The following is a 26,717-nucleotide window of genomic DNA, read 5'->3' on the forward strand; positions in this document are numbered from 1 at the left end:
ACCTTCACCATGTAATCAGTGGCGAACGATGCCCCCAGGCGTCGCTATGCACCTGGTCGAGGACAAATTTCGCAACGTCCTCCCGCGCTATAGTCCCGCCATTGAATCCGGACAGATCGGTCAGGGTGCGGACGGTGCCGCGCCCCGGCTTTTTGTTCAAAACGGATGGCCGGATGATAGTCCAATCGAGCTCGGACTCACGGATGACGGCTTCCTGCCGGTTCTTGTCCGCATAAACGTTGCGCAGGAGCAGCGGGAAAATCACGTTATCGAACAGGAACCCGCCATGGCCGGCGCTGTCGCCCGCGCCCATCCCGGTGATGGTGATCAGGCGCGAGATGTGTTCCGTCTTCATTGCCTTGACGAGCGCGCGGGTCGCGGTTGAGAGCAGCGTCACCTGCTTGAATGGGCTGGCCGGAGTGCCCAGGGCACTGATGACGGCATCCTGCCCGATGACTGCCTGGCGCATGGTCTTCTCGTCGCGGGCGTCGCCGGCAACAAGCCGAACGCCCTTCATCTCCGCCGCTTTTTCGGGGGACCGGACCAGTGCCGTCACCTCATATCCGCGTGCCAATGCCTGGCTGACGACGAGACGGCCAGTCGGCCCCGTCGCCCCCAAAACCAATATCTTGGTCTGCGCGGCGCGGGGATTGTCGTTTGTGGACTTGGTCATGGCTTTGTTCCTCGTTGGGTGAGACGTTTGCAGTGGGTAGGTTGTTGTCGTGAATATGAGTGGTTCACATATGATGCGATAGACGCTAATATTGGACACAACGTCTCATTGGTGGAACGGATGGATTTGCTGGCTCTCGCGGATTTCGTGCTCGTGGCCCGCCACGGCGGCTTCGGCCGTGCAGCACGGGCCGCCACACGCCCCAAGGCGACTTTATCGCGACGGGTGGCAGAACTTGAGGCTGGCCTGGGATTGCGACTTGTCGAGCGTGGCGCGCGGGCACTCAAACTGACCGAGGAAGGGCGGGCGCTCTACGAACGGGCAGGCCATTTGCTGACCGAACTGGACGAAACCGCAGCAGCGATTGCCTCGGGCGGACAGAGGCCGCGAGGCAAACTGCGGATAAGTGCACCATTGCTTTTTTCTCAAACCGCAATGGGCAAGATCGCCGCCGGTTTTGCGCTGAAGTACCCGGAAGTTCGGCTCGAGGTCTCCACGGATGACCGCGCTGTGGATATGATCGAGGAGGGGTTTGATCTGGTGATCCGGGTAAACCCGGATCCGGATGAAACCCTTGTCGGGCGAGCGTTCCTGCACGATCGACTGGTGGTCGCCGCTAGCCCGGGTCTCGCCCGGCCGACGGCGAACACGACAGCGCCCGCCGTCGTACGATCGGCGAGCGATCGACTGACTTGGCAAGTGATGACCGCCACCGGCCCGACCCCAATTATGATCGATCCCGTTCTGGCGCTAACATCCCTTCTCATGGTCCGGGACGCGGTGCGAGCCGGCGTTGGCGCCGGCCGCCTACCTTTGTCGCTCGTAAGCCACGATCTCGCAGACGGCACGCTGGTAGAATGGGGCGAGGTCGACGGACCTGACATTGTTCTTTGGACGCTCTACCCGTCCAAGCGGCTCCTGAGCGCTCGGGTGTCAGCTTTTCTGAACTATCTCAAAGAGGCCTTCCCAATGGGGACGCCTGACGAACTGGCGGCTTATATCAGCAAATAGGGTGAGAGCAGTGTGTGTGCCCGGAAACGACCGTTTTCGGCACGACCGACGGCTATTGGGTATATCCGATCCCACGCGCTTATCTGAAATCCCGTGTCTTCACCTCGATCTGGTCGATGTGCGGATAGGGATCCCATCCCGAATCGGAGACTATGCCGATCAAGCTGCCTAAACCACGGGACTTTCGGTAAAAACGCCTCTGCGGCTCGGCATAGTCACGGTGTTCCGCGTCGCGAATGTTTCAGTTGGGGTGGGATGCGGACTGACGGGTCTTGGATCAAACGAAAAGAAAGCAGACACTCCTCGATTGACAACTTCGGACCTGACCGCGGCGAGAGAAAGACGGCAGCGGCAGGCATGGCTTCAGGCGTTGGTATGGAGCGCGACATATCGATGAGATTATTCATGTGTTGTCATCCTTTTTTTGGCGCCCCAGCGGGTCGCCGGGTCAAAGAGAGCAGCGCACTCAGCCGTTGGCCTGGGTGGTTGTTTGGCTGAAGATTGTTTCTGCATCGGCACCTGCGGGCAGGCGCATCGGCGCATCCGGCTCCGTCACGGCTCGCCATACGGCCTGCGCCACGTCGTCAGCCTGTGTTTTCTCGGTCGAGCTGCGCATCGTTGCAAAATAGTCTTGTACGAAAGCTTCATAGGGCGCCGGGACGTTCATCCCCATGCGTGCCACGGCGTTCTTTCCAAAGGCGGTCGTCGGGGCTGAACCTGGCAGGACAAGCCGGGTACGGATGCCGAATTGCGCCGCCTCGAGGGCGAGGCTTTCCGTGAACGCATTGATGGCGGCCTTGCTGGCGCTATAGACCGACAGTGCCGGAAACGGGCGCAGCGTGACACTGGAACTGATGTTGACGATGACGCCGGTTTGTCGCGCGCGCATGCCCGGCAGGACAGCCTGGGTCATAGCCATTGTGCCGAGGACATTGGTCTCGAAAAGTTCGCGGGCCTTGGCGATGTCTACGCCCTCCAGCACGTTCAACATGCCGACCCCGGCATTGTTGACGAGCGCATCGACAACACCGGCGTCTGCGACGGCCTGCGCGATGCTGGCTGCATCTGTGACGTCGAGCGCCAGGATTTGCAGGCGATCGTGCACCGGCATTGTGTGTGCCTGCGGGGTGCGCATGGTCGCGACGACCTCCCAACCCAGAGCAAGGAAGAGTTCTGCCGTGGCGAGACCGAAACCCGACGAAGCACCGGTGATAAGAATTTTGGGCATTGATGTATTTCCTGTCGTTGCTACGACGAGATATGGACGAAATGCCGGACTTCCTATATTCGTAAGTCCAAAATCTTTCAGTGAAAGTCCGAATTGTGGCTATTTTGACAACTGACCCCCTCGCCAGTGTTGTCGCGCTGCTCAAGCCGGAGCCCTCGATCGCCAAGCTTGTCAACGGCGGCGGCCGCTGGCGCGTCGAGCGGACAAACATGGCAAGTCCGTTCTACTGCGCCATGGTCGAGGGCACTTGCCTGCTGACTATTCGGGACCGTGCGCCGCTTGTCCTTGAAGCGGGTGACTTCGTGCTGGTGCCGGAAGTTTTCGATTTCACCATGTCGAGCATTAATCCGCCGCCAAGCGGCGCCCCGCACCTGCCGCTGGAGACCGGTCCAGGCATGTTCCGCCTGGGCGAACAGGACGCACCGACCGAGGTGCGGTGCCTGGTGGGCCACTGCAGCTTTGCCTCGCCGGACCGGGAACTGCTCGTTTCGCTCCTGCCGGCGGTCATCCATGTGCGCGCACAGGGACGCCTGATCGCGCTCGTTCAGATGATCCAGGAAGAGACGCAAAGCGATCGTGCGGCCCGCGACATGGTGCTCGGGCGGCTTTTGGAACTGCTGCTGGTCGAGGCCTTGCGCTCCGTCGAAAGCACGATGGCAGAACCCGGTTTGCTCCGTGGCCTTGCCGATCCACAACTTGCCTTGGCGCTGCGGCAGATCCATGCAGACCCCGGTGCGAGTTTGTCCGTTCAAGGCCTGGCCGTTGCAGCAGGCATGTCGCGCTCCACCTTCTTTGACCGCTTTCACGGCGAGGTCGGATCCACGCCCATGGAATATGTAGCGGCTTGGCGGATGGCAGTGGCAAAGGACATGCTGATGAGGGGAAACATCGCGATGGCCGAACTCGCGCGGCGTGTCGGCTACGGGTCGGTCAGTTCATTCAGCATGGCCTTTTCGCGGCATGTCGGAACACCACCCGGCGCTTTCGCCGCTAGACGCCAGGCCGCGTAAGTCGCACCTCGATCAGTTCCGAGTCGATTACCAAAATCGACGCGTATCGCTCACAGGAAGCGCGGATCCTGGGGCAAAACTTGAACGTTCGGATCAACAATGATCCGGCAATGGGTTTCAGTTTACAGCCGAAATTCGCCGACCGTTCTCATCAAAGCGATGCAGGTGGAGCCGGTCAGGTGTCATGCGTAGTGTCCCTTCCTTGAGGCCATGGTGCCCTGCGAGGCGTATGATAATTTCGCCTACATCCGACTCCACATAGGCGATCGTCTCGTTGCCGAGATGCTCGGCGAAACGCAACCTGCCCGACCAGATGCCATTGGCATCGTCTACCGCAATATGTTCGGGGCGTATGCCGATCGTGGTTGCGCCTTCTGCTTTTGCGCTCTGTCCCGATATCAAATTCATGCGCGGGGACCCGATGAAGGTGGCGACAAACAAGGTGTTCGGCGTGTCGTAGAGTTCCATCGGCGACCCGACTTGCTCGATACGTCCGGCATTCATCACGACGATCTGGTCTGCCAGCGTCATCGCCTCGACCTGGTCGTGGGTGACATAGATCATCGTCGCGTTAAGCCGCTTGTGCAGATCTGCGAGCTCAACGCGCATTTGGGTACGCAGTGCCGCGTCGAGATTGGAAAGCGGTTCATCGAACAGGAAGACCTCCGGGTTACGGACGATCGAGCGCCCGATGGCGACGCGCTGGCGCTGGCCGCCGGAGAGTGCCGCCGGCTTGCGTTTCAGCAGCGGCTTGAGGTGCAGCACCTCGGCAGCCGCTGCGACGCGAGCTTCACGTTCCGCCTGCGGAACCTTGGCGAGCCGCAGACCGAAGTCGATGTTCTGTTCGACGGTCATGTGTGGAAACAACGCATAGGACTGGAACACCATCGAGATGCCGCGTTTTGACGGTTCCTCGTGGGTGACGTCCCGATTGCCGATGGCGATCGACCCTTTCGTCGGGCTCTCCAGGCCGGCGACCATCCTGAGCAGGGTGGACTTGCCACAACCGGACGGACCGACCAGCACGGTGAAAGAGCCGTGAGGAATTGAGAGCGTCAGGTTGGGTATGGTCTCGACAGCGCCAAAGGTCTTGTTGATGCTTGATAGTTCAACGTTGGCCATGAATTCCTCCCTTGGTTTCTTTGGTGTCCAACAGAAACAGTCAGCCTTTGACCGCCCCTCCCGTCAGTCCGGCAACGATGTATTTCTGAGCCACGATGAAGAAGGCGACCGCAGGCAGGATGGTCAGCGATATGAAAGCCAGGGTGCGGTTCCACTCGGCGAGATATTCGCCTCGAAACTGCATCATTCCGAGCGGCCAGGTGAACAGTTCCCGCGAGTTGATGACGACGAGCGGCAGCAGGAAATTGTTCCAGCTTTGGACAAAGACGAACACCCCCACGGTCGCCAGGATCGGCGTCGAGAGTGGCAGCGTGAATTGCCAGAAGAACCTGACATAGCCGCAGCCTTCGACATGCGCCGCCTCGAAGAGATCCTTCGGCAACTGTTCGAAGAATGTCTTGAACAGCATGATCGAGAGCGAGAGGCCAAAAGCTGTCTGGGGCAGGATAACGGCCCAGTAGCTGTCGAGCAGTCCGAGGTCACGCACCTTGATGAACAGCGGCAGGATTGCGGTGGCGAACGGAAAGACAAGGCCCGCCAGCAGATAGGCTTGCATCATTCTCGATCCGAGAAAGCGGATCTGGGCGAAGACATAAGCCGCCGCCGCTGAGACGATCAGGGTCAGAAACACGGTCGACAGCGAGATGATCAGCGAGTTTCCCATGTAGCGCCAGAAGGCCGGATCGCCCAGCATGGCGGCGTAAAACTCGAAGTCCCATTGTTGCGGAATGCCGAAGGGATTGACGCGCAGTTCGCCATTGCTCTTGAAGCCGCCAAAGACGGCGACCGTCAACGGCCCGAGCACGAAGCCGGTGAAAAGCAGCAGGACGACGGCCTTTCCAAGCGCTGGAAGAAATCTGAACGCATTCATGACCGGCCCCCTTTGCTTATCTGGCGTTGGTAGAGAACGGCGACAGCGACAGCAGTGACGAACAGCATGACACCGACGGCACTGCCGAAGCCGATACGCGTTCGGGTGAGACCAAACGTGTAGAGATAGGTGACAATCGTATGCGTGGAGTTGGATGGGCCACCATTGGTGAGCGGGATCACAACGTCGAAAAGTTGCAGCGAGCCGACGATGGAGAAAAACACCGACACGCCGATGGCCGAGGCGATCATCGGCACCTGAACATGGCGCACGATAGCCCAGCGCCCGCCACCTTCCAGCCGAGCGGCCTCAAGCATTTCCTTGGGCACGCCTTGCAGAGCGGCGATATAGATCATCATGTGAAACCCAAAGTATTTCCACACGATAACCAGCGTAATGGCCGCGAAGGCCCAGTGGCGATCTGCGAGGATGAAGACTGGCTCCATTCCCAGCGCATGGAAGAGAGCGGCAGCCACCCCGGTGTTGCCGTCGAACACGAAACTCCAAATCAGACCCGAAGCTACCTCGGCCAGGATGAAAGGCAGAAAGAAGATGAGGCGAAACAGCGTATTGGCAGGGGTCTTTTCGTAGATCAACAAGGCGAGACCCAGCGCGACGGGCAGTTGAACGAAAACGGAAACCGCAAGCACGATCAACGTATTGCGCACCGCTTGCCAGAAGACGGCATGGCCAAGGGCCTGCTTGAAATTGTCCAGACCTATGAAATCGGTCGGTGTGCCGTAGCCGTCCCACTTGAACAGGCTGTAGTACGCAGCGTCGAACAGAGGTAACGCCACGAACAATGTGAAAAGCACCAGCGCTGGCGGCAACATCAGAAGGAGTGCGCTGGTTTGGCTGGTGAAGCGCCTTCCACTACGCATGCTCGGAGCCAGTCCGGGCGCAGCAAGCTCGGTCATTTTCATCCTCCCTGGATGGATTGGAAGACCGGGCGCGGAGTTCGCGCCCGGCCGAAGCCATCAGCGCATTGACCAGGCGTCCTGCACGGTCTTTGCAGCCGCCTCTGGCGTGACGACGCCTTGGGCCAAATCCGCGGCTACGTCTGTGACCGTGGCCCCGACATCGGATCCGAGCGCTTGATCGAGAAAGATCTGATGGAATTTGGAGACAGCGAGCGCCTCGGACATCTTGCGGAAGAAGGGATTGGCGATGCTTCCTTCCACGCCCTTGGCGATCGGTATGAAGAGGCCCTGCGCGCCCGCCAGCTTCTGATTTTCGGCGTCGGTCATGTATTTCAGGAATTCGACCGCCTCCGGTGGTGCGCCGGCAATGACCGCATAGCCGTTGATGCCCCCGAACGTGTCGGTCGCCTCGCCGGCTCCACCTGCAACCGCGGGGAAGCTGATGGTTCCGAGCTTGTCGTCCGGAATGCCCTTGCCGCTGACCGAATTTTGCTTCTCGGTCCCGTACTCCCAGTCACCCATTAGATGAAACAGGGCCTTGCCGTCGCCGAACTGGCCCGTTGCCTGCTCGAAGGTGGTATCCATGAAACCCGGCTCGAAGGGCTGCAGATCGACGAGTTTCTTGAAGTCCTCGCCAGCCTTCACGAAGGAGGCCGAAGCAAAACCGTCGCCTTCGCCACCCATAGCTGCGGCCATGCCGTCCTTGCCGGCCTCGCGCACCCACAGATAGCCGTAGTAGAAGTGCAGTGGCCATTTGTCCTTGCCGCCAACCATGATCGGAGTGATGCCGGCAGCCTGTGCCTTCTTGACCGCTGTAAGAAAATCGTCCCAAGTCTTGATGCTTTCGGGGTCAACGCCGGCCTTCTTTGCGAGATCGAGATTGGTCCAAAATACCACGTCGCTCGCATTGACTGGCATGCCATAGACTTTTCCGTCGACAGTGAACGCCGACAAGCCGGCGTTCGCGATCGACGCCGACCAATCGCTGGTGACGGATGCGGAGATGTCCTGGAGAACGCCGGCTTTGGCCTGTTGCGTGAGGACGCCCCCCGCCCAACTGAAGATAAGGTCCGGCTTCTGATCCGACTGCAGCAGCGTTGTGAGCTTCTGCTTATAGGCCTCGTTGGCGATGTATTCGAAAGCGATATCAACACCTGGATGCGACTTCTCGAAGTCTGCGACCATTTTTTGATGGTAGGCCTTTTCGGTGTTCGGTACCTCCGGCCGAAGAACGTGGACCGTCACGTCCGCGAACGCCGTAGAGGCAAAGAGCGTCGCCAACAGCGATGCTGCCCCCAGCATGGGCAAGCCTGAAAATCTCTTCATTTCGATTTCCTCCCTATGGGGCGGAGGGCGCGTCGCCCGCCGCTTGGTTCAAAGAGTGAGCGTACTGATGGAAAAGGGGGCGAGGTTCACAGTTGCCGATTCACGGCTGCCCCGGACCGTGATCGTCCTCTCGGTAGCCTGCGCGTTCTGCACGACGAAGACTTCGCCGCCGTCGAGATTGCGGAAAGCCAGGGTGTTTGCGGCCATCGGGCCACCAGTCCTCAATACGGCCGCGCCAGGTCGCACGAAGCCGGCAAAGTGCTTCATCACGTAGAACTCGGGATTGAAAGTGGCGCTGCGCGTGGTGGGATCGACCGTCACCATCGCGTTCTGGCGCCAGCCCCAGGTGCTTACGCCTCCGGGCTCCAGCACCATGTTCCAGTAGAGATAAGCCTCGGCTCCGTTGCTCAGGTAGTGCTGAATCAAGTCGAAGACGTAGTGGGCTTGATCCCAACTGTTGGCGCCGTCACCGCATTCGTTCTCGGTCTGAATAATCGGCAGGTCTGGAAAAGCCTGGCGCGTTCGTTGCACGCCGTGCTTGCCAGCCCACTGGAATCCCATCCCCTTGACGAAGGCGGCCGCAACCTGATCGGACAGGATCGTACCCGCCCAGCCGTTGAAGTCGCCGCGTTCGATCGTGCCCGCCCAGATTTCGGCGTCGAGGCCTGCAGACCTGAAGGCAGGTCCCAGATCGTCGCGGATAAAGTCGCGCATCTTCGCGCCGGTCCAAACGCAGGACGGAAATTTCTGATCCGAGTCTGGCTCGTTCTGGACGTGCACCGCATTGATCGGGATCCCCTCGTCCTCGTATGCCTTGACGAAGCGAGCGAAGTAGTTTGCATAGGCGCTGCGATAGCGCGGTTCCCAGACCAGTGTTCCATTGTTGTGCGCCCGCGGGAACTTCATCCAGGTCGGAGGGCTCCACGGCGAGGCGAAGAGATAGAAGTCGTCGCCGCGCACCGCGCGCGCGGCCCTGATGTATGGGATCAAATATTGTCGGTCGCGGGCTATCGAGAAGGTCTCCATGGCGAAGTCCCCCTCGGTTTCGTTGTGGCTGTACCAGCTCTCCGCATAGTCGTTGGCGCCGATCGGCAGCCGGCAATAGTTGAAGGCGCAGCCATCGGTGGAGAACAGGGCACCGAGCACCTCGCCGCGTTCGTTTTCGTCGAGATGCGAAAGGGCCTTCCACCCAAGCTCGTTGAAGCAGCCGCCAAAACCCTTGAAGTCGGGGGTGACCACGCCATCCGTCCAGACGGACGGACTGCTCGACGCCTGGTGCGCGTCGACGCGGACCATAGCCCATTGGGCGCTTGGCGAAGACGACCTCAGTTGTGGTACCATACCTGCCTGTCCTCCCCGCACAGCTCCGCCGTCGGGCAAACAGGAGGCGATGCTCCGTGCCCTCGCGGGAAAGAGGCGTGCGTTGCAATAATTGGCTGCCGCTGCCGCCCCTCGGCGCCAGCAGTCGTGTAAAATCGGTCCGGAACCCCTCCCCGGGAGCGATCAGCCAGATCGTTACGCGGCTTGATCTCGTCAACGTTCATAGGGCATCATGCGCGCGCAATACTTAATTCACAGAATGAAGTAAGTCATGAGACTCAAGGCGGATCAAAATACGACACGGGCGATGAACCGGCGCCTGATCCTCAACTGCCTCCGGCGGGAAGGTGACCTAAGCCGGGTCGAGATAGCTGCGATGACTGGCCTGAGCCCGGCTGCCGTGACGGGCGTCACGGCCGAATTGATCGACGAAGGCATCGTCGTGGAAGGCAAGAGCACCCAAAGCAGCGGCGGCCGACGGCCGACACCACTCAGCATCGACTATGCCAGACATTGGTCGATTGGATTCAAGCTGACGGAGGGCCGGCTGGAGGGCACGCTCACGGATCTTTCCACCCGTGCACTAGGCGCCTTCGAGTTGTCCCTTTCTGACCACGGCCCCGTGGCCGTCGCCCATGCGGTCAAGGATGGCGTGGCCATGCTCTTGCGTGATCGGCGCGAGGGTCGACAGAAACTCGTCGGCATCGGTATGGCGATGCCGGGAATGGTCGACGTCAATCGCGGCGTCTGCCTGGTCTCTCAGCGCCTGGGCTGGAGGGACGTGCCTATCGCGGAAATGATCACGTCACAGATCAGCGTACCGGTCTGGGTGGACAATGACGTGAATGCGTTTGCCATAGCCCAGCAGCTCTTCGGGCACGGACGGCGACGAAATTCGGTTCTGGTGTTGATCGTGGGCACGGGTGTCGGTGCGGCACTGATCTTCAATGGTCAGATCCATCGTGGGGCGCGTTTCGCTGCCGGCGAGATCGGTTTCCCTGTCGAGGACGGTGGTGGTTCGACCGCGACTCAGGACCGGTTGGACTGGGATCGGCGTCTCACCGAACCGGCCATGGTGAGCGCGTGGATGGAGATCCGCAAGCGCTCCCGCAGGGCGCCGGCGGAGCTGCAGCAGGCCGCCGAAGCCGGCGAAGGACTTGCGCTCGACTATCTGAGCGAAGTCGGCCGTGAGATCGGTCGTCGGCTCAGCGGCCTGATCGATCTCATCGACCCGGAAGTCGTTATCGTCGGCGGAGAAGCAGTCCGCTTTGGCCCAGCGCTCATCGACCCCCTCGTTGCCACCGTCAAGGAATCCTCATTCGCAACACCGCCGCCGATCGAGATTGACTGGGACAATAACGTCTGGTCGCGCGGTGCCTCGGCGCTCGCGATCCAGCAGTTCTTCGACTTCGAAAGCATCGCTGGGTTTGAGCGCGAGAGCGGAACCCACCCAACCGGACACGAACCCTTCACCGCAAGGCGTAGGTAGCAAAACGCTTAGGCGTCAAGATGAACCATCTCTCGCGCTAAAGTTAACCTGCGGGATCGCCGCGCCGGTATCGGCAGCCTTTAAGGAACCAGCAGGATACGCCCCTTGATCCCCCCCTGTTCGAGTGCGGTATGGGCACGGGAAGCATCAGAGAGTGGCATCGTTGTCCATTTGGGCGTCTGCATAGCGTGTTGTGCAGCGAGGCGTGCCAGCGTTGCGACGGCAACTTCAAGGGCCGCCCCGTCAAGGCTCTCCGATGAATAACCAGTCAGCGATACCGGCCGGATCAGGTTCCAGAGATCGAACCGGACATCACTACCCCCTACCGCGCCAACAAGGGACAACGTCCCGTCAGGTTTCAGGGCGGAGAGCGATGTTTCAAAGACGGCACCTCCCACCGTATCGAAAACGCCATCGACGCTTTCCGGCTCGACCAGAGACAGTTCACCGGCTCTTGAAGCCAGGACGCGTCCTGCCCCCAGCGAGCGAACATAATCAGCCTGCTCCGGCCGCGACACGATGCCCAGAACATGTGCGCCCAGTGCGCTGGCAAGTGAAACCGCCGCCGAACCCACGCCGCCCGCCGCGCCGGTGACCATGACTTGCCGCCCCTTGAGAGGTCCAAGAGGGCGTAAACCCTCGTGCGCGGTGACGCCGGCCAGCCCAATCGCTGCCATAGCAACCGGATCCGTGCCAACGGGCAGTTGAGCAGCCGCATCGGCTTTGACCGTGACGAACTCGGCATAGCCTCCGGGCCGATCGGCCCGGACCCCGCCGAGGCCCTGCATCATCGTGATCACTTTTTGGCCGATAAGCGCACGCGCCACCAGGCCTCCGGTCTCAACGACCTCGCCGACGACTTCAACGCCCGGCACGTATGGAAAGGGGTCTGGCTTGCGGATAGGCCAATTGCCCGCCCTTACCTCGAGGTCGGTGTGGTTGACCGCGGCGGCGATGGTCCTGATCCTGATCTCCGATGCGCCTAGCGCAAGGACCGGAACGGCCTTCCACTCAAGGACGTCCGGACCGCCGTAGCGGCTGACGACGATCGATCGCATTTCGCTTTGCATGACAGCGGGTTCCGGGTTCAGCCTTCATCCAGCCAAGCATCGAAGTATTCGTGTTCCTGCGTCGGATGGACCCGCACACCCTTAAGGGCGGGGACCCAGTGCTTGTAGAGTTTTCGCCAGTAGGGCTGGATCAGAATTCCAGCATCCTGCAGCATGGCCTCAATTTCTTTCATCGAAATTTTGCGCTTCTCGGCATCTGGAATGGCCAATGCTGCATTAAGCTTGGTGTCGAATTCAGGATTTGACCATGCACTCTCGTTCCACGCCTCGCCCGTCCGGTATGCGACGGCAAGGACCTGGACGCCAAGTGGCCGCATGTTCCAAGTCGTCATTGAAAACGGGTACTTCGTCCAATCGTTCCAGAAGGTTGAACCCGGCAGGACGGTCCGCTTGATCTTGATCTTCGCTTCACGCAGCTGGGCCGCGATAGCGTCGCCCGTGTTGCGGTGAAAGTCCTCGTCGGCCGTGATCAGCTCGAACTCAAAGTCCGTGCGACCGGCCTCCTGAAGCAAGCGGGCGGCCTTGTCGATGTCACGGCTGATTGCGGGCAGTTCGACGTACTCGGGATGGATCGGCGAGACATGGTGGTTGTGGGCCACGTCGCGGGCGCCGCTGTAGCCAAGATCGAGCACAACCTTGTTGTCAACGGCCAACTGCAGCGCATTGCGCACCCGCTGATCGTCAAAAGGTTTATTGGTGACATTCATTCGAGCCAGCAGAGTCCCCGCGGTCGTCGCCTCACCTTTTACCAGCCCAAGTCCATCCAAGCCTGCCAGCTGGTCTACGGGAGACTCGTAATTCGTGTGGATCTCGTGCGCTTCGAATGCCCCGAAGGTTGCGTTCGGGTCCGTCCCATAATCAATGAACTCGATGCCATCGAGGTGAGGCTCGCCACCCCACCAGTTTCCATGTGTACGACGTTTCAAGACAACGCGAACGCCGACATCGTAGGAAATCAACTCAAACGGTCCGGTTCCGATCGGGCATCCGCTGAAGGTTGCCCCTTTTTCGTCGAAGCTTTTGTGAACCAGCAGTGCCGGGTAATCGGCCAGATTGGGGATGAACGTGATATCCGGCCGCTGAAGCGTAATGCGCAGGGTCATGTCATCGAGGCGTTCGATCGCTGTTTCGCGCAATTTGCCGGTCGCCTGGTCGATGAGCGTGCCCATCCGCCCGGCCATGGAGTTGCCCGCAGCATCCCGCTCGCACCAACGCCGCAAATTGAAGATAACGTCATCGACCGTGAACGCGTCGCCATTATTCCAGGTCGCGCCGCGCCGGCAATGCAACACAAACTGCGTCGCATCGGCGTTCACCTCCCACGATTCGAGCAGGCGGCCTTCAAACGTGTAGTCGGCAGTGTATTTGACGAGCGGCTCGAGCGTCTGGCGCTGTGCATTGGCAATCTCCGACCAGTCCGCGGTCCGCGGGTCCTTCGGATCCTTGACGAACATCGCGACCTTTAAGGTGCCACCGCGTTTGGGCTCCGCCGCCAGGGCCGGCGTCAACGACGCACCGATAAGCCCGTAAGCCATCGGCGCCGATGCACCGAACGCGCTTGCCAGTGCCAGGAATTCGCGACGATCCAGCTGGCCATTCCGACAAGATGCCGCCGAGGCATAGACGTGTTCAGGAACCTTGTCGGAATTGCTCGTAAACATTGGCATTTTGCTTCGCCACAGTCCCATGCGGGATTTTCAGACCGAACCGGCCGCGACTCTTCCATATGAAACGTATTCGCGATAAGTGGGCGTAAGAGAGCAACACTTGAAACGAATTGTATGGAAATGGACCGCTTCGCCGGCATGACCGTCTTCGTTAAGGCTGTGGAGCTCGGCTCCTTTTCAGCCGCAGCGGAAGCCATGTCGACCTCGCCGCAGCTCGTCGGAAAATACGTTCGCGCGTTGGAGGACCACCTTGGTGTCCGCCTTCTAAACCGAACCACACGCCGGCAAAGCCTAACGGACTTCGGCCGTGGCTATTATGAGCGAGCCAAGCACATCCTCGCCGAAGTTGAGATGGCAGAGGGGTTAGCCGAGGAAACAAAGTCGGTTCCAACTGGCAGGCTGAGGATAAACGCACCGGTCAGCTTCGGCATACGCAGCCTAAGTCCTAGTCTGCCGGAATACCTGAAGGCCCATCCGCAGATTTCTGTGGAATTGACGCTTTCCAATCGAGCGGTCGATGTTATTGACGAGGGATATGATGCGGTCTTTCGAACCGGCGAACTTGGCGATAGCGGCCTCATTGCCAGACCTTTGGCTGACTACCGACTGGTTCTGTGCGCCTCTCCTGCATACCTTAAGACACATCCAGCCATCAGGCACCCTCTCGATCTCCAACAGCATGAGTGTCTTGGCTTTTCCTTCACCGAGTTGAGGACGCACTGGACGTTCGACGGCCCGGACGGAAGGGTTGTGGTTCCGGTATCTGGCCGTGTGATGGCCGATCACGGCGAGCCCCTGCTATGCGCGGCTGTGGCGGGGATAGGCGTCTTGCTACAGCCGAGCGAAATCGTGAGTGAGGCCCTGGCAAGCGGCGAACTTGTTGGGGTTTTACCGGACTATCTCCCGCCGACCCGGCCGCTCAACGTGATTTACGCTCCCGATCGCCGCATAACCGCCAAGCTTCGGAGCTTTTTGGATTTCGCCGTAGCCAAATTTGGACGGTAGCGCCGCGATTACTAGACCTACATAAGGCGACGGGGCCTAATTCGAGCGAATTTGTTGTAGGTCAGCAACCATTGGCGCGGTTTATCCCGCCCTGTTTCAACCGTACATCTGTCAGTATCGCCGCTACCGCGGCTGCAGCCAAATTGGGACGTTTGTTATGAGCAGCACCGCCACCTCTTTCATGGCCAGGTTCGTCGAATTCATCAACTCGGCGGATGAAAAGCTGGCGAACGAGCTCGTCTCGCCGAATGCCATCTTCCATGTCCCCGGTAGGCCAGAGCCGATGACCGGACCTGCCGGCTACATGGCGATCGTCGCAATGATGCGAGGAGGCTTTTCCGACATCCAATGGACGTTGGAAGAGGCGATCACCGAGGAGAACAAGATCGCGGCCCGCTTCACGATGAACGGCACCCATACCGGACCATTCATGGGCGTGCCGCCAACTCGCAAGACGATCCGCGTCCAGGCTCTGAACATTTATCACCTTGAGAATGGCAAGATCGTCAAAGAATACGGTCAGCCCGACCTCCTCGGCCTCTTGATGCAGCTAGGCGCGTTTCCCTCCTAGCTTCGGGGGGAGGCCATAGGCAGGCCGCGTTTGATGAATCGTTGGCTGCAGTCGGGCCGCCACGCTCAACAGTGTGGGATAAGCTCCTTGGCGTTTAACCACACCGGCATAGCGTTGCCTCCCGAGAAGATTGCCCGCAGAGGACTGGCATTTGGGCGCCTTCCTCACATTCTGCCCGAAAAGCAAGGCACGCCGGCGCTTATCCAGCCTCTCGCTGGATAATTCTTCATTGCGACCCACCCCTCAGACATGAGGCGACCCGAGGGCATCACTTTCTCTCTCATCTGATTGGAAAGCAGGCGCCTGCGCGAAACGCGGGACAAGCACGAGTGCTGGGTTCGCCTGTCGCGACCAACTGGTATCGAGCACTGGATGTCAAATTGCATCCTGCTGCTGGCGCAGGCGATCGCTGAGCAGCTTGTTGCGTGATGTAGCCTGCATTGACGCTCGGAATCGAGCGTCGTTAGCAACAATTGAGCCTGCGGACTTAAACGGCCAGACCCGGTCGCGTCTGCAACTCGTCGTTTCGGGATAGATACAGGTCGCGCATATCCCGCTGTCTGAGCATGAGGTCCAGGCTGCCATCCCTCGATTCCCGGATATGACGGCGGGATTCGCGGCAGGCCGTGTCGGCGTCCCTGGCAGCGATCGCTTCCACAATCAGGTGATGATCGTCACGCGCCGTCTTCCAGTCATTCAACTGGGACAATTCCGCTCAACGATAGCGCCGCAATGGGCCCGCAGGTCATCCGGCGTAATCTCCGTCAGCAGGCGATTGCGCCAAGATGGAAGAAGCTCCCGCTCGAAGATGGCGCGCCGCATGGCGCGCGTGCTGTCGGCCATCGGTGCGGAAGTGAGCCACTTCTCCCCGAATTCGCCAAAGCTCTTCGCCTCTTTCAGGCGACGCTTGTCGCGCTGCTTCTCGATCGCCGGCGATCGGCCATCGGCAATAGCGCGCTTTGCGTCGAGGCACTTTTTCTCGCGCCAACGCGAGCGAGATTCCATCTCTCCCATATCTGCCTAGATAGACCGTCTCGCGGCGTCCATTCAGCCTGTAATCCAGCCGAAACGAGATCGCGCCACTGGGCATGACGCGGACGTACATGCCGTCACGGTCAGCAATCTTGTAGATTTTATCTTTTGGTTTCAGCGCTTTAAGAGCGATGTCCGTCAACATTCCCATTGCCTCCTGAAAAGTACCGTCAGTACAATTTCGAGGCTCCGTCGCAGGCATTTCCCTTTTCCTTCAATGCCTTAAGGCACAAAAAAGTACCGTCACGAGCCTCATTGGCTCTGACGGTACTTAGAAAAATTCGGGTGGGCAATATGCGGGAGGTCCGTCAGACGGTCCGTCAAAGCCAATCTCTGCGTGCCGATTGTCGCTGATTGTCCCTGAAGGGACTTATTTTTGTTTTCAGTGTGTTACGTCGCAGATTGGCGTATTTTCGGCGGCGTTTGAGTGGGTCTGAATCACTCCCACTCAATCGTGCCGGGCGGCTTCGAGGTGACGTCGTAGACGACGCGGTTGATGCCGCGCACTTCGTTGATGATGCGGGTGGCGGCCGCACCCAGGAACGCCATGTCGTAGTGGTAGAAATCCGCCGTCATGCCGTCGACCGAGGTCACGGCGCGCAATGCGCAGACGAACTCGTAGGTGCGGCCATCGCCCATCACGCCGACAGTCTGCACCGGCAAGAGTACGGCGAAGGCCTGCCAGATGGCGTCGTAGAGGCCGGCCTTGCGGATCTCGTCGAGATAGATGGCGTCGGCCTCGCGCAGGATCTCCAGCTTTTCGCGGGTGATGCCGCCCGGGCAGCGGATGGCAAGACCAGGGCCTGGGAACGGATGCCGGCCGATGAAGCTTTCGGGCAGGCCGAGCTCCTTGCCGAGCGCCCTCACCTCGTCCTTGAACAGTTCGCGCAGCGGCTCGACCAGCTGCATGTCCATGCGCGCGGGCAGGCCGCCGACATTGTGGTGCGACTTGATGGTCACCGACGGGCCGCCGGTGAAGGAGACACTTTCGATGACGTCGGGATAGAGCGTGCCCTGCGCCAGGAAATCGGCGCCGCCGAGTTTCTTCGCCTCCTCCTCGAACACCTCGATGAACAGCCGGCCGATAGTCTTGCGCTTCTTCTCGGGGTCCGATTCTCCTTCCAGCGCCGAGATGAACTTGTCCGACGCATCGACCAGGATCAGCGGCAGATTGTAGTGCTGGCGGAACATCGCCACCACGCCAGCCGCCTCGTCCTTGCGCATCAGCCCGTGGTCGACAAGGATGCAGGTGAGCTGGTCGCCGACCGCTTCGTGGATCAGAAGGGCGGCGACCGACGAGTCGACCCCGCCCGACAGCGCGCAGATGACCTTGCCCTTGCCGACCTGCTTGCGGATCGTCTCGACCGCGTGTTCGCGGTAGGCGCGCATGGTCCAGTCGCCCTCGATGCCGGCGATGTTGTGGACGAAGTTGCGCAGCAGTCTTGCGCCATCCGGGGTGTGCACCACTTCGGGGTGGAACATGATGCCGTACATCTTGCGCTCGATATTGCCGAAGATGGCGAAGGGCGAGCCTTCGGACTTGCCGAACACTTCGAAGCCCTTGGGCAAGGAGATGACCCGGTCGCCATGGCTCATCCACACCTGGTGGCGCTGGCCGGGCGCCCACAGGCCCTCGAACAGCGGGCTGTCCTTCTCGATTTCGACGAAGGCGCGGCCGAATTCGCGATGATCGGAGCTTTCGGCGACGCCACCCATTTGCACGCACATCGCCATCTGGCCGTAGCAGATGCCGAGCACCGGCACGCCGGCATCGAAGACGATCTGTGGCGCGCGCGGGCTGCCGATGTCCGACGTCGAGGCGGGGCCGCCGGACAGGATCACGGCTTTCGGATTGATGCGCTTGAAAGCCGCCTCGGCCGACTGGAACGGCACGATCTCGGAAAACACGCCGGCCTCGCGGATGCGGCGGGCGATGAGTTGCGTAAACTGGCTGCCGAAATCGACAATCAGGACGGTGTCGGGATGATTGGCTGTTTTCATGGCGAGCGTTTAGAGAAAGAAATGAGTCGACGCAATGGGTTGCGAGGCCTTGCTGTCACTTCGATTCCACGACTTCACCTTCAGCGCCAGCGTCTTCATCCATCGCCGCAGCCTCTCGGGCCGCGAGCGCCCGCAAAGCGCCCATCAGTGCCGTGAACCGCTCCTCGCCAATGCGACTGACATAGCGCCGCTCGATCTCCATCTTGACCCGATCGCCGTCGCGCAAGGCATCCAGCCCCCTGCTGGTGTAGCGCACCAGCTTGCCGCGGCCGTCTTGCGGATCGGGCATTCGCTCGACGATCCCCTCCGCCTCGAGGCCGTCGAGCAGTTGCTGGATCGCCTGCTTGGAGATTGCCGAGCGTTCGATCAACGCCGACTGGCGCATGCCGTTCCTGCCGATGTACCCAAGCAGTCCGGCGCGCGCTTCGGTGAACCAGCCGTGACCGGCGGCGCGCATCGCGGCGGCGAATTCGGCCTGCCAGGCACGGCTCGCCTGCCAAAGGCGCCAGCCGACGTGATCGGGAAGGGTGTCGATTTTTTCGTCAAGCTCCTTGACCATTTTCTTCAAACTCCATATAGTCAAGATACTTGACGACATTCACCTCGTCGAGCCTCTATCGAACTCAAGCACGCGGACAGAGACCATGACAATTCTCGACAGGAACACGCTGGCCGTTATCATGGTTGGCACCACGCATGTCATCGACATGGGCGGCAAGGATGCCTTCATCCACTACGAAAACGAGAACCGGGCGCATATGCTGCTGCCCGACGGTACTCGTTTCCATGGGATCTGGACGCTGCTCGACGACGGCTACAAGGTCGAATGGAGAGATGGCCCCACCGGCTCCTGGAAACTCGATCATTCGCCGGGAGCAATCGACTATGTCGATGCGACCGGCGCCGTACGCGGGCGCATTTCGCGCATCGATTTCGGCGATCCGGCAAGCTTGGCGGCCTGATGCTGTTTGCCGTCAGGCGCCCAGCAAGCCATCGCCGATCGCCTGTTCCAGCCGCCTGACCGCATCCGCCAGCTTCTCGTCGATGACGTGCAGATACTCCGTCCAGTCGCCGACATGCCGCAGATCCGCCGCGCCGTCGGAAATGCCGCGCAGCCCGATCAGCGGAATGTCGAACAACTGGCAGGCGCGCAGGCAGGCGAAGGTCTCCATGTCGACCATGTCGGCAGCGATCGCGTCATAGGCGGCGCCGGTAACGATCGCGCCACCGGTCGACAGCGTTGCCTCCCTCACGCCAGGAATCCTGAACGGCAGCGGCACGGTTACCGGCAGGTCAAGGAAGGGCGTCGCGCCCTTTTCGAAGCCGAGTGGCGAGGCGTCGATGTCGCGGTAGCTGACCGAGACGGCCTGGTAGATTTCCGTCTGCTCCAGCGTCCGGCTGCCGGCCGAGCCGAGCGACACGACGAGGTCCGGCAGGGCTGTCTGCGACTTCAGCAGGGAGAGTTCGGCGCCCAGCCTGACGCCGGCCTCGACCGGTCCGACACCCGTCATGAGAGGTGCGAACAATCGCTTCAGGTGCGGACCATATTCAGCCTCGGCAGCCATCACGAAAAGGACGCCCTTGCCGCCAAGCCGCCCAATCCTACCCATCGGATCAGCCTTCGATGCCATCACGCCCGACCACCGTCATCATCGTTCCGGTCATGGTGGCGATCAGCCTGGCCTCGCCGTCGGCGGCGAAGGCATAGGCCTGGCCGTCGGCGACGATGATGGTGCGGCCGGGTTTTGTCACCGAGCCGCGGAACAGGAAGCGCTCGCCCCTGCCCGGCGCTAACAGATTGACCTTGAATTCGATGGTCAGCACGCCGGAGTTTTCCGGCATCAGCGAGAAGGCAGCATAGCCACAGGCCGAGTCCAGCGCCGTCGAAATGACGCCGGCGTGCAGGAAACCATGCTGCTGGGTCAGTGCCGCCGAATAAGGCATCTCGATCTCGATGATGCCCGGCGTCACCAGCGTCAGTTCGGCGCCGATCGTGGCCATGGCCTTCTGACGCGCGAAGGAGGTTCTGACGCGATCCTCATAGTCCGGGGCGGGTACGATCTTTGCTGCCATGGCCGCTGCCTTCCTTTATGCGGATAAGCTTATTGCAGAGGCATGGGCGGCAGGCAAATGCTTTTGCTGCACTGCAACAATCGGCCTCGGCCGCCGGCTGAGGTCCGGCACACGTCAAGGATTGGCGATATCGGATGGGGCTCAGGCCGACCTGCGCAGCGCACAGAAGTAGAATCCGTCAGTGCCGCTCAGCGCCGGGGACAGCGAGACGTCCCCGGCCGGACCGATCCGCGCGGCTGCCGCATGGCCGGGAAAACGGCTGTCCCAGAGCGCGCGATGATCGACCGGGACAAAGCCACTGTTGCGATGCCGGAACGCCGCGACCTGTTCGCCATTCTCTTCGTCGAACACCGAGCAGGTGATGTAGACCAGCAGGCCGCCTGACTTGACATAGGCTTTGGTCGCTTCGAGGATCGCCGACTGCTCGCTTTTGCGGGCGTCGAGTTGTCTTTGCGTCAGCCGCCATTTGGCATCGGGACGGCGCCGCCAGGTGCCGCTGCCGGTACAAGGCGCGTCGACCAGCACGATGTCCATATGGTTGCCGAGCGGCGCGAGTTCTGCCGGCTTGGTGACGACCTGCACATTGCGGTTTCCAGAGCGACGGATGCGGTCGAAGATCGGCGCCAGCCGCGCCTTTTCGGCATCGTGGGCAAAGATCTGGCCCCGATTGTCCATCGCAGCCGACAGCGCCAGTGTCTTGCCGCCGGCGCCGGCGCAGTAGTCGAGCACCTGCATGCCGGCCTCGGCGCCGGAAAGGGCAGCCGCGACCTGCGAGCCTTCGTCCTGGACCTCGAACCAGCCTTTCTGGAAAGCCGGCTCGGCCTGCACGTTCGGATGCCTGCCGTCGCCATCGATCGGCGGGATGCGGATGCCTTGCGGCGCGATTGCGGCTGGTTTGGCGCCGGTTCCCGTCAACTCGGCCAGCACCTTGTCACGGTTAGCCTGCAATGTGTTGACCCTGATGTCGAGCGGCGGGCGCGTCGCCAGCGCCGCACCCTCGTCGGCCCAGGTGGCGCCGAAGGTTTTCTCGAAAAGCGGCGCGCACCAATCCGGTATGTCGGCCCGCACCGCGTCCGGCGCATCGGCGAGCCGGCGTTCGGCAATTGCCTCAAGCTCGGGTGCGGTCAGCAGCGGCGGCGCGAATTTGTCACCGTCGAGTGCATCGTTGAGCGACTGCGCCGTCTGGCCCCATTCGAGCAACAGCGCGCCGAAGCCGATGGCGCGTGGCGTGTCTTCGCCGAGCAGCCATCCGGCGGAACGTTTTCGGCGCAAGGCGTCATAGACGATGTTGCCGATCGCGGCGCGGTCGCCGCCGCCGGCGAAACGGTGCGACAGGCCCCAATCCTTCAGCGCGTCCGCAACCGGCCGGTGACGCCGGCCGATGTCTTCCAGAACTTCGATGGCTGCTGCCAGCCGTCCGCCCAGTCGCATTCGTCATCCCATCTAATCGAGCACATGATCTTCGGGCCTGCTCTTAGAGCCTTTCTCGACCGGATTGAACCCCGCTTCCGTCTCACGGCGACGAGGTTATCCCGACCGAGGCCAGCTGATCTGCGCGACAAGTAAATGTCTCCGGCCGGGAACAACAGATCGATCAATAGATGACAGATCTCTAATGTTCGTGACTGGGGCGAGCAAGCACCGCATGTGGCGCAACCGCTCTGCTTTCCAAGTTTTTCGGTTGGGAATACTCTTGCCGCCATGATTCGCGGCACGGAAAACGTGGACCGGCGGATCGATACGAGGAGAGGGCAATGAAGACTTATCTGGCGGAAGTTCTAGGCACATTTCTGTTGGTGTTCATCGGTACGGCTTCTGTGGTGACGGGCGGCTTCGGCGGTGCGCTGCCGCTCGGCCAGGAAGGCATCGGATTGGCATTCGGCATCGGCCTTATTGCGGCGGCCTATGCGATCGGCCCGATTTCAGGCGCGCATCTCAATCCGGCGGTGACGCTGGGTGTCTTCCTTGCCGGCCGGCTGCCGGCCAAGGACGTCATCCCTTATTGGATCGCGCAGATCATCGGCGCCATCCTGGCTTCGCTGGCATTGTGGATCATCGTCTCCGGCCAGGCCGGCGGACACACTGGCGGCTTCGGCGCCAATGGCTGGGACGTGGCGAAATGGGGCGTCAGCTCGGCGTTCCTGTGGGAATTGATCGGCACTTTCACCTTCGTCACCGTGATCCTCGGTGTCACCGCTGAAAAGCACTCGACGGCGTTCGCCGGGCTTGTCATCGGCCTGACGCTGGCAGGGTTGCACTTCGCCATCATCCCGGTCACCGGCACCTCGCTCAATCCGGCCCGCTCGATTGGCCCGGCGCTGTTTTCCGGCACTGCGGCGATCGGCCAGCTCTGGCTGTTCATCGTCGCACCATTGATCGGCGGCGCCCTTGCCGGCGTCGTCGCCAAGGCGCGCGTCTTCGAGAAGGACTGAGGTTTAGATGCTTGAATACGAAAAAGGCGCGGGCCGTGGCCCGCGCCTTTCTTGCCGATCCTGTCGCGTCCCAACGACAAGCCCATACCTGACTCGCCCGTTTGGTCGAGCCCTCGGGGAAATCGGGCTATAGCTTTCTAAAGAAGCCCGACAGAATATTCGGACCCGCTTCGCCGGGCCGCAGTCTAATTCCGTCCTCGAAGCCGTTCAGTGTCACGCACTGGAAGCCGTTGTGTGCGAGGAGCGCCCCCAGCGAGTCACGGTCGAAGTGGTGCAGGTGCTCGTTGGGGAGACGCATACGCCACGTCCGGAACCACGCGTCGCCGTCGGCGCCGAGCTCGCGCCAGCGGCAATAAGGGACGGCCACGGCCAGGTAACGGGCCTGAAGGCGGGCGAGGAAACCCAAATCCGGGATGTGCTCCAGCACGTCGAACATGGCGACGAGATCCCACGAGTTGGCGAGCGCCTCATCCCAATCGACAAAGCGAACGCCCTTGGGCAGCGGAAACCTGGCGATGTCGCAGCCGGCGCAGTCGGCGACCCCGGTTATTTTCGCGGCTTCGACAAATGTCCCCGTCCCATATCCAATCTCCAGCACGGACCGGGGAATCTCGCCGGTGATTCCCAGCACCCAGCCAAGTCGCTGATATCCGAGCTTGATGGTCCGGTCACTCAGGTCCTCGTAATAGGAAATGTATTGCTTGTCGTATTTGATCGGGGTGAAGTCGATCTGGTGGATCACGCCAAACCCGTCCACCTCGTAGTTGTCCAACATCAGCGTGCCGCCTCCGATTCCGAATTCCTTAAATCACAGCCAACTGCGGATGTGGGCGCAAATCGGTCATGGTACAAATATAAGAAATATATACGTAAAAAATACCACGATATGGACCATGCCAGTCAGGAATGTTGTTCTTTCGGTACTAAAGCTCACATTGCATATGAAGAGTGCTAAGACTAGAAGTACTGTGTCGGTTGCAGGAAGCCCCAGGGTCAACCCTCTCCCCGTCAGCAGGCTGGCGGCTGCGACTGCCGGTATTGTCAAACCAATTGTAGCGCAGGCGGAACCCATCGCAACATTCAAGCCGCGTTGCAGCTCATTGTGAAGTGAAGCGCGAACCGCCGAAATGGCCTCCGGCATCAAAACCAACCCGGCGATCAATGCTCCCACAATACTGTCGGACTGAGTCACCTGGTAGGCAACGAGCGTATCTTCAACACTTGCGGCGACTTGCTCGGCGAGCATGACAATTCCAATCAGCCCGATCAACAGGAGCAAAGTGCCGGCAGCGACGCTTTCATGAGGGACGGTCCGCGTCGAAACGTCGTGTTCTAGTCCTTGGACGAAGTCGTCTCGGTGCCGGACAGTCTGTGCGAACACAAAACTTGCGTAAAGCAGCACTGAAAGCACGCTTACGAAGCCAAGTTGAGCGGCTGAAAATGTGCCGGGCCCTGTAGTTTGTGTGTAGGTTGGCAGAACAAGCGTCATGACGGTCAGTGCGGCCAGAACCGCCAAATATGCGCTGGTCCCTTGTCGAACAATTGCCTGCTTGCGATGACGCCAGCCGCCAAGCGCGAGACACATGCCGACGACGCCGGTAGATGTAATCATTACCGTTGAAAAGACGGACTCACGTGCAAGCGTGGGGTTGTTCTCTCCATGCAGCATCATGGAGACGATGATCGACACTTCGATTGCCGTCACGGCGAAAGTCAGCACCAATGTGCCGTAGGGCTCTCCTACTCGCCGAGCCACCGCCTCAGCGTGGTCGAGCACCACGAAAATGGTGGTGAACATAATCGCACACGAAAGCGCTCCGACAAGGATCCTGATGCTCAGCGAACCTTGATCCACCGACAGCCCGCTTGCCCTGACAGCGACAGCCATCACCAAAGCGGCCAAGGGCATTGCATAAGAGGTCACCGATCGCCCGAAACCACTCATTCAAGCCCCCATGCGAAACTTGCGGAAAACTCATGGAGCGCCTTCGCCAATGTCCGGCAGACGCCCATTCGACCCTCACAAACAACGTCAACCCGCGGCTCCAAACGATGCCGCGGGATCGCGACCTTGGCTGCATTCAGTGCACTGACAAATCGAAGCGCTGTTCCCCTTACGCCGTCTTCTGCGTCACCAATCCCAGTTCCTTGACCATCGCCTCGCGCATCAAAAACTTCTGCGGTTTGCCGGTCACCGTCATCGGCAGTTCGGTGCGGAAGCGGATGTGGCGCGGGATCTTGTAGTGGGCGATCTGGCCGGCGCAGAAGGCCTTGATCTCCTGTTCGGTGGCGATCTGGCCTGGCTTGAGCACGATCCAGGCGCACAACTCCTCGCCATATTTTGGGTCTGGAATGCCGAAGACCTGCACTTCCCTAACCTTGGGATGGCGGTAGAGGAATTCCTCGACCTCGCGCGGATAGACGTTCTCGCCGCCGCAGATGACCATGTCCTTGACCCGGCCGACAATGTTGCAATAGCCCTCGCCATCGATGGTGGCGAGATCGCCGGTGTGCATCCAGCCATCGGTGTCGATCGCCTCGCGGGTCTTGTCGTCGTCGTCCCAATAGCCCTTCATCACTGAATAGCCGCGCGTGCACAGTTCGCCCGGCGCGCCGACGGCGACGGTGGCGCCATCGGCATCGATCGCCTTGACCTCGACATGAGGGTGGATGCGGCCGACCGTCGAGACGCGTTTTTCCAGCGGGTCGTCGACGCCACTCTGGAACGACACCGGACTGGTCTCGGTCATGCCGTAGGCGATCGTCACTTCTGACATATGCATCAGCGACACCACTTTCTTCATCACCTCGATCGGGCATGGCGAGCCGGCCATGATGCCGGTGCGCAGGCTGGAGAGATCGAAGGACTGGAAGTCCGGATGATCGAGCAGCGCGACGAACATGGTCGGAACGCCATAAAGACCGGTGCAGCGCTCATTCGCCACCGCTTTCAGCGTGGCGCCAGCATCGAACCCCTCGCCCGGGAAAACCATGGTCGCGCCTTTCGACACGCAGCCCATCGTGCCCATCGACATGCCGAAGCAGTGATAGAGCGGCACCGGGATGCAAAGCCGGTCGTCGACGGTCAGCTTGATCGCCGAGGTGACGAAATTGCCGTTGTTGACGATGTTGTTGTGGGTCAGCGTCGCGCCCTTGGGTGCCCCTGTGGTGCCTGACGTGAACTGGATGTTGATGGCGTCGCCGGGCTTCAGCCCCTCGGAGATGCGGTCGAGGCTGTCATGCTCGTCGCGCCCGGCCATGGCCAGTACATCAGCGAAATTGAACATGCCGGGTGAGTTGTCCTCGCCCATGCGGATGACGATCTTCAGCGCCGGCAATGCCTTTGCCTTGAGCTTGCCGGGTGTGGCGGTCGCGATCTCGGGCGCCAGCGTCTCGATCATGCCGAGATAGTCGGAGGTCTTGAACTTGACCGCCGTCACAAGCGCCTTGCAGCCGACCTTGTTCAAGGCATAGTCGAGCTCGGTCAGCCGGTAGGCCGGGTTTATGTTGACCAGGATCAGGCCGATGCGCGCGGTGGCGAATTGCGTAACCAGCCACTCCCAGCGGTTGGGCGACCAGATGCCAACACGATCGCCCTTTTCCAGGCCCAGCGCCAGGAAGCCGGCGGCCAACGCATCGACCGTGTCCGACAGTTCGCTCCAGGTGAAGCGCTTGTCCTGGTCGACGAAGACCGCGGCATCGAGCGTGGCGTATTTGCTGGCGGTGTCGGAAAACAGCGCGGGTATGGTCTTGTTGAGCAGCGGCGTCGTGCGCTCGCCGGAAACGTGCGCCGTGCCGTCGACGGGTGCCACGAAGACACCGCCATCGCGCGATCCACGCCCGCGCAAATTGGTGGCATTCTTCAGCTCGTCGAGATTGATCGGCATCGCTGTCTC

General features: G+C 60.7%; 25 protein-coding genes and 1 pseudogene. 7 read left to right on the forward strand and 19 right to left on the reverse strand.

What is annotated here, in order from left to right; genetic code table 11:
• Positions 1–4: 4 nt before the first annotated feature.
• Positions 5–673: an NAD(P)-dependent oxidoreductase gene (locus tag HNQ71_RS07780; RefSeq protein ID WP_184871916.1), complete on the reverse strand. Its 669-nt coding sequence runs from the start codon at positions 671–673 to the stop codon at positions 5–7.
• A 120-nt stretch (positions 674–793) separates the two neighbouring features.
• On the opposite strand from HNQ71_RS07780, the gene HNQ71_RS07785 reads away from it, so the two are divergent.
• Positions 794–1,684 (forward strand): LysR family transcriptional regulator, encoded by an 891-nt coding sequence (locus tag HNQ71_RS07785; RefSeq protein ID WP_184871917.1) that lies wholly within the window; start codon positions 794–796, stop codon positions 1,682–1,684.
• A 466-nt stretch (positions 1,685–2,150) separates the two neighbouring features.
• Here HNQ71_RS07785 and HNQ71_RS07790 read toward each other — a convergent pair whose 3' ends face one another.
• Complete coding sequence (locus HNQ71_RS07790) at positions 2,151–2,912, reverse strand: SDR family oxidoreductase (RefSeq protein ID WP_184871918.1); 762 nt, start codon at positions 2,910–2,912, stop codon at positions 2,151–2,153.
• A gap of 80 nt (positions 2,913–2,992) precedes the next feature.
• Between HNQ71_RS07790 and HNQ71_RS07795 the strand changes: the two genes are divergently transcribed.
• On the forward strand, positions 2,993–3,922 hold the full coding sequence (locus tag HNQ71_RS07795; RefSeq protein ID WP_343068086.1) for a helix-turn-helix domain-containing protein: 930 nt from the start codon (positions 2,993–2,995) through the stop codon (positions 3,920–3,922).
• 117 nt (positions 3,923–4,039) lie between these two features.
• Here HNQ71_RS07795 and HNQ71_RS07800 read toward each other — a convergent pair whose 3' ends face one another.
• Genes HNQ71_RS07800 through HNQ71_RS07820 form a run of 5 tightly spaced genes read right to left on the reverse strand, consistent with a single transcriptional unit; the run spans position 4,040 to position 9,400 of the window.
• Positions 4,040–5,044 carry an ABC transporter ATP-binding protein gene (locus HNQ71_RS07800; RefSeq protein ID WP_184871919.1) on the reverse strand — a complete coding sequence of 335 codons (1,005 nt, stop codon included), beginning with the start codon at positions 5,042–5,044 and terminating at the stop codon, positions 4,040–4,042.
• Positions 5,045–5,084: 40 nt separating this feature from the next.
• On the reverse strand, positions 5,085–5,915 hold the full coding sequence (locus tag HNQ71_RS07805; RefSeq protein ID WP_184871920.1) for a carbohydrate ABC transporter permease: 831 nt from the start codon (positions 5,913–5,915) through the stop codon (positions 5,085–5,087).
• Positions 5,912–6,832, reverse strand: a complete 921-nt coding sequence (locus tag HNQ71_RS07810; protein ID WP_184871921.1) for a carbohydrate ABC transporter permease — start codon at positions 6,830–6,832, stop codon at positions 5,912–5,914. The genes HNQ71_RS07805 and HNQ71_RS07810 overlap by 4 nt, the downstream gene beginning before the upstream one ends.
• Before the next feature lie 60 nt (positions 6,833–6,892).
• Positions 6,893–8,161: an ABC transporter substrate-binding protein gene (locus HNQ71_RS07815; protein WP_184871922.1), complete on the reverse strand. Its 1,269-nt coding sequence runs from the start codon at positions 8,159–8,161 to the stop codon at positions 6,893–6,895.
• A gap of 48 nt (positions 8,162–8,209) precedes the next feature.
• Complete coding sequence (locus HNQ71_RS07820; RefSeq protein ID WP_343068089.1) at positions 8,210–9,400, reverse strand: glycoside hydrolase family 30 protein; 1,191 nt, start codon at positions 9,398–9,400, stop codon at positions 8,210–8,212.
• Positions 9,401–9,752: 352 nt separating this feature from the next.
• Between HNQ71_RS07820 and HNQ71_RS07825 the strand changes: the two genes are divergently transcribed.
• The gene (locus HNQ71_RS07825; RefSeq protein WP_184871923.1) at positions 9,753–10,970 is read left to right on the forward strand and encodes an ROK family transcriptional regulator; all 1,218 of its coding nucleotides are present in this window, start codon (positions 9,753–9,755) and stop codon (positions 10,968–10,970) included.
• 80 nt (positions 10,971–11,050) lie between these two features.
• Here the strand turns inward: HNQ71_RS07825 and HNQ71_RS07830 are convergent, their stop codons facing one another.
• Both HNQ71_RS07830 and HNQ71_RS07835 read right to left on the reverse strand, forming a co-directional pair.
• A complete protein-coding gene (locus tag HNQ71_RS07830) occupies positions 11,051–12,040 on the reverse strand; it encodes a quinone oxidoreductase family protein (RefSeq protein WP_184871924.1) in 990 nt (329 codons plus the stop codon).
• A gap of 17 nt (positions 12,041–12,057) precedes the next feature.
• Positions 12,058–13,707: an ABC transporter substrate-binding protein gene (locus tag HNQ71_RS07835; RefSeq protein WP_184871925.1), complete on the reverse strand. Its 1,650-nt coding sequence runs from the start codon at positions 13,705–13,707 to the stop codon at positions 12,058–12,060.
• A gap of 120 nt (positions 13,708–13,827) precedes the next feature.
• Between HNQ71_RS07835 and HNQ71_RS07840 the strand changes: the two genes are divergently transcribed.
• Entirely contained in the window at positions 13,828–14,712 is an 885-nt protein-coding gene (locus HNQ71_RS07840; protein ID WP_184871926.1) for a LysR family transcriptional regulator, read from the forward strand.
• Positions 14,713–14,869: 157 nt separating this feature from the next.
• On the forward strand, positions 14,870–15,283 hold the full coding sequence (locus tag HNQ71_RS07845) for an ester cyclase (protein WP_184871927.1): 414 nt from the start codon (positions 14,870–14,872) through the stop codon (positions 15,281–15,283).
• Positions 15,284–15,770: 487 nt separating this feature from the next.
• Here HNQ71_RS07845 and HNQ71_RS07850 read toward each other — a convergent pair whose 3' ends face one another.
• The 4 genes and pseudogenes from HNQ71_RS07850 to HNQ71_RS07865 all read right to left on the reverse strand — a co-directional run bounded on the left by HNQ71_RS07850 (position 15,771) and on the right by HNQ71_RS07865 (position 18,875).
• Positions 15,771–15,983: a GntR family transcriptional regulator gene (locus HNQ71_RS07850; RefSeq protein ID WP_184871928.1), complete on the reverse strand. Its 213-nt coding sequence runs from the start codon at positions 15,981–15,983 to the stop codon at positions 15,771–15,773.
• Positions 15,983–16,460: pseudogene (locus HNQ71_RS07855) on the reverse strand (Arm DNA-binding domain-containing protein); the annotation flags it as partial. The gene HNQ71_RS07850 and the pseudogene HNQ71_RS07855, both read right to left, overlap by 1 nt.
• 293 nt (positions 16,461–16,753) lie before the next feature.
• Positions 16,754–18,316: a glutamine-hydrolyzing GMP synthase gene (gene guaA / locus HNQ71_RS07860; RefSeq protein ID WP_184871929.1), complete on the reverse strand. Its 1,563-nt coding sequence runs from the start codon at positions 18,314–18,316 to the stop codon at positions 16,754–16,756.
• A 55-nt stretch (positions 18,317–18,371) separates the two neighbouring features.
• Entirely contained in the window at positions 18,372–18,875 is a 504-nt protein-coding gene (locus HNQ71_RS07865) for a MarR family winged helix-turn-helix transcriptional regulator (RefSeq protein ID WP_184871930.1), read from the reverse strand.
• Between the two features lie 85 nt (positions 18,876–18,960).
• Between HNQ71_RS07865 and HNQ71_RS07870 the strand changes: the two genes are divergently transcribed.
• A complete protein-coding gene (locus HNQ71_RS07870) occupies positions 18,961–19,278 on the forward strand; it encodes a hypothetical protein (RefSeq protein ID WP_184871932.1) in 318 nt (105 codons plus the stop codon).
• 12 nt (positions 19,279–19,290) lie between these two features.
• Here HNQ71_RS07870 and HNQ71_RS07875 read toward each other — a convergent pair whose 3' ends face one another.
• The 3 genes from HNQ71_RS07875 to HNQ71_RS07885 all read right to left on the reverse strand — a co-directional run bounded on the left by HNQ71_RS07875 (position 19,291) and on the right by HNQ71_RS07885 (position 21,820).
• On the reverse strand, positions 19,291–19,926 hold the full coding sequence (locus tag HNQ71_RS07875) for a 5'-methylthioadenosine/S-adenosylhomocysteine nucleosidase (RefSeq protein ID WP_184871934.1): 636 nt from the start codon (positions 19,924–19,926) through the stop codon (positions 19,291–19,293).
• A 4-nt stretch (positions 19,927–19,930) separates the two neighbouring features.
• Positions 19,931–20,389: a PaaI family thioesterase gene (locus HNQ71_RS07880; RefSeq protein ID WP_184871936.1), complete on the reverse strand. Its 459-nt coding sequence runs from the start codon at positions 20,387–20,389 to the stop codon at positions 19,931–19,933.
• A 141-nt stretch (positions 20,390–20,530) separates the two neighbouring features.
• On the reverse strand, positions 20,531–21,820 hold the full coding sequence (locus HNQ71_RS07885) for an RsmB/NOP family class I SAM-dependent RNA methyltransferase (protein WP_184871938.1): 1,290 nt from the start codon (positions 21,818–21,820) through the stop codon (positions 20,531–20,533).
• Between the two features lie 323 nt (positions 21,821–22,143).
• On the opposite strand from HNQ71_RS07885, the gene HNQ71_RS07890 reads away from it, so the two are divergent.
• Entirely contained in the window at positions 22,144–22,821 is a 678-nt protein-coding gene (locus HNQ71_RS07890) for an MIP family channel protein (protein ID WP_184871939.1), read from the forward strand.
• A 127-nt stretch (positions 22,822–22,948) separates the two neighbouring features.
• Here the strand turns inward: HNQ71_RS07890 and HNQ71_RS07895 are convergent, their stop codons facing one another.
• From HNQ71_RS07895 to HNQ71_RS07905, 3 genes are all read right to left on the reverse strand, one after another.
• Positions 22,949–23,596 (reverse strand): class I SAM-dependent methyltransferase, encoded by a 648-nt coding sequence (locus HNQ71_RS07895; RefSeq protein WP_184871941.1) that lies wholly within the window; start codon positions 23,594–23,596, stop codon positions 22,949–22,951.
• Between the two features lie 66 nt (positions 23,597–23,662).
• The gene (locus tag HNQ71_RS07900) at positions 23,663–24,766 is read right to left on the reverse strand and encodes a calcium:cation antiporter (RefSeq protein WP_184871943.1); all 1,104 of its coding nucleotides are present in this window, start codon (positions 24,764–24,766) and stop codon (positions 23,663–23,665) included.
• 169 nt (positions 24,767–24,935) lie between these two features.
• Complete coding sequence (locus HNQ71_RS07905; RefSeq protein ID WP_184871945.1) at positions 24,936–26,708, reverse strand: AMP-binding protein; 1,773 nt, start codon at positions 26,706–26,708, stop codon at positions 24,936–24,938.
• Positions 26,709–26,717 lie beyond the last annotated feature (9 nt).

It is taken from the genome of Mesorhizobium sangaii (assembly GCF_014207355.1).
GTDB lineage: Bacteria > Pseudomonadota > Alphaproteobacteria > Rhizobiales > Rhizobiaceae > Mesorhizobium > Mesorhizobium sangaii.

What these genes read in the sequence shown, in the direction of transcription:
- HNQ71_RS07780 (WP_184871916.1), bottom strand. Translation starts at nt 673, where the DNA reads ATGACCAAGTCCACAAACGACAATCCCCGCGCCGCGCAGACCAAGATA.
- HNQ71_RS07785 (WP_184871917.1), top strand. Translation starts at nt 794, where the DNA reads ATGGATTTGCTGGCTCTCGCGGATTTCGTGCTCGTGGCCCGCCACGGC.
- HNQ71_RS07790 (WP_184871918.1), bottom strand. Translation starts at nt 2,912, where the DNA reads ATGCCCAAAATTCTTATCACCGGTGCTTCGTCGGGTTTCGGTCTCGCC.
- HNQ71_RS07800 (WP_184871919.1), bottom strand. Translation starts at nt 5,044, where the DNA reads ATGGCCAACGTTGAACTATCAAGCATCAACAAGACCTTTGGCGCTGTC.
- HNQ71_RS07805 (WP_184871920.1), bottom strand. Translation starts at nt 5,915, where the DNA reads ATGAATGCGTTCAGATTTCTTCCAGCGCTTGGAAAGGCCGTCGTCCTG.
- HNQ71_RS07810 (WP_184871921.1), bottom strand. Translation starts at nt 6,832, where the DNA reads ATGACCGAGCTTGCTGCGCCCGGACTGGCTCCGAGCATGCGTAGTGGA.
- HNQ71_RS07815 (WP_184871922.1), bottom strand. Translation starts at nt 8,161, where the DNA reads ATGAAGAGATTTTCAGGCTTGCCCATGCTGGGGGCAGCATCGCTGTTG.
- HNQ71_RS07825 (WP_184871923.1), top strand. Translation starts at nt 9,753, where the DNA reads ATGAGACTCAAGGCGGATCAAAATACGACACGGGCGATGAACCGGCGC.
- HNQ71_RS07830 (WP_184871924.1), bottom strand. Translation starts at nt 12,040, where the DNA reads ATGCAAAGCGAAATGCGATCGATCGTCGTCAGCCGCTACGGCGGTCCG.
- HNQ71_RS07835 (WP_184871925.1), bottom strand. Translation starts at nt 13,707, where the DNA reads ATGCCAATGTTTACGAGCAATTCCGACAAGGTTCCTGAACACGTCTAT.
- HNQ71_RS07840 (WP_184871926.1), top strand. Translation starts at nt 13,828, where the DNA reads ATGGACCGCTTCGCCGGCATGACCGTCTTCGTTAAGGCTGTGGAGCTC.
- HNQ71_RS07845 (WP_184871927.1), top strand. Translation starts at nt 14,870, where the DNA reads ATGAGCAGCACCGCCACCTCTTTCATGGCCAGGTTCGTCGAATTCATC.
- guaA (WP_184871929.1), bottom strand. Translation starts at nt 18,316, where the DNA reads ATGAAAACAGCCAATCATCCCGACACCGTCCTGATTGTCGATTTCGGC.
- HNQ71_RS07865 (WP_184871930.1), bottom strand. Translation starts at nt 18,875, where the DNA reads ATGGTCAAGGAGCTTGACGAAAAAATCGACACCCTTCCCGATCACGTC.
- HNQ71_RS07870 (WP_184871932.1), top strand. Translation starts at nt 18,961, where the DNA reads ATGACAATTCTCGACAGGAACACGCTGGCCGTTATCATGGTTGGCACC.
- HNQ71_RS07875 (WP_184871934.1), bottom strand. Translation starts at nt 19,926, where the DNA reads ATGGGTAGGATTGGGCGGCTTGGCGGCAAGGGCGTCCTTTTCGTGATG.
- HNQ71_RS07880 (WP_184871936.1), bottom strand. Translation starts at nt 20,389, where the DNA reads ATGGCAGCAAAGATCGTACCCGCCCCGGACTATGAGGATCGCGTCAGA.
- HNQ71_RS07885 (WP_184871938.1), bottom strand. Translation starts at nt 21,820, where the DNA reads ATGCGACTGGGCGGACGGCTGGCAGCAGCCATCGAAGTTCTGGAAGAC.
- HNQ71_RS07890 (WP_184871939.1), top strand. Translation starts at nt 22,144, where the DNA reads ATGAAGACTTATCTGGCGGAAGTTCTAGGCACATTTCTGTTGGTGTTC.
- HNQ71_RS07895 (WP_184871941.1), bottom strand. Translation starts at nt 23,596, where the DNA reads ATGTTGGACAACTACGAGGTGGACGGGTTTGGCGTGATCCACCAGATC.
- HNQ71_RS07900 (WP_184871943.1), bottom strand. Translation starts at nt 24,766, where the DNA reads ATGAGTGGTTTCGGGCGATCGGTGACCTCTTATGCAATGCCCTTGGCC.
- HNQ71_RS07905 (WP_184871945.1), bottom strand. Translation starts at nt 26,708, where the DNA reads ATGCCGATCAATCTCGACGAGCTGAAGAATGCCACCAATTTGCGCGGG.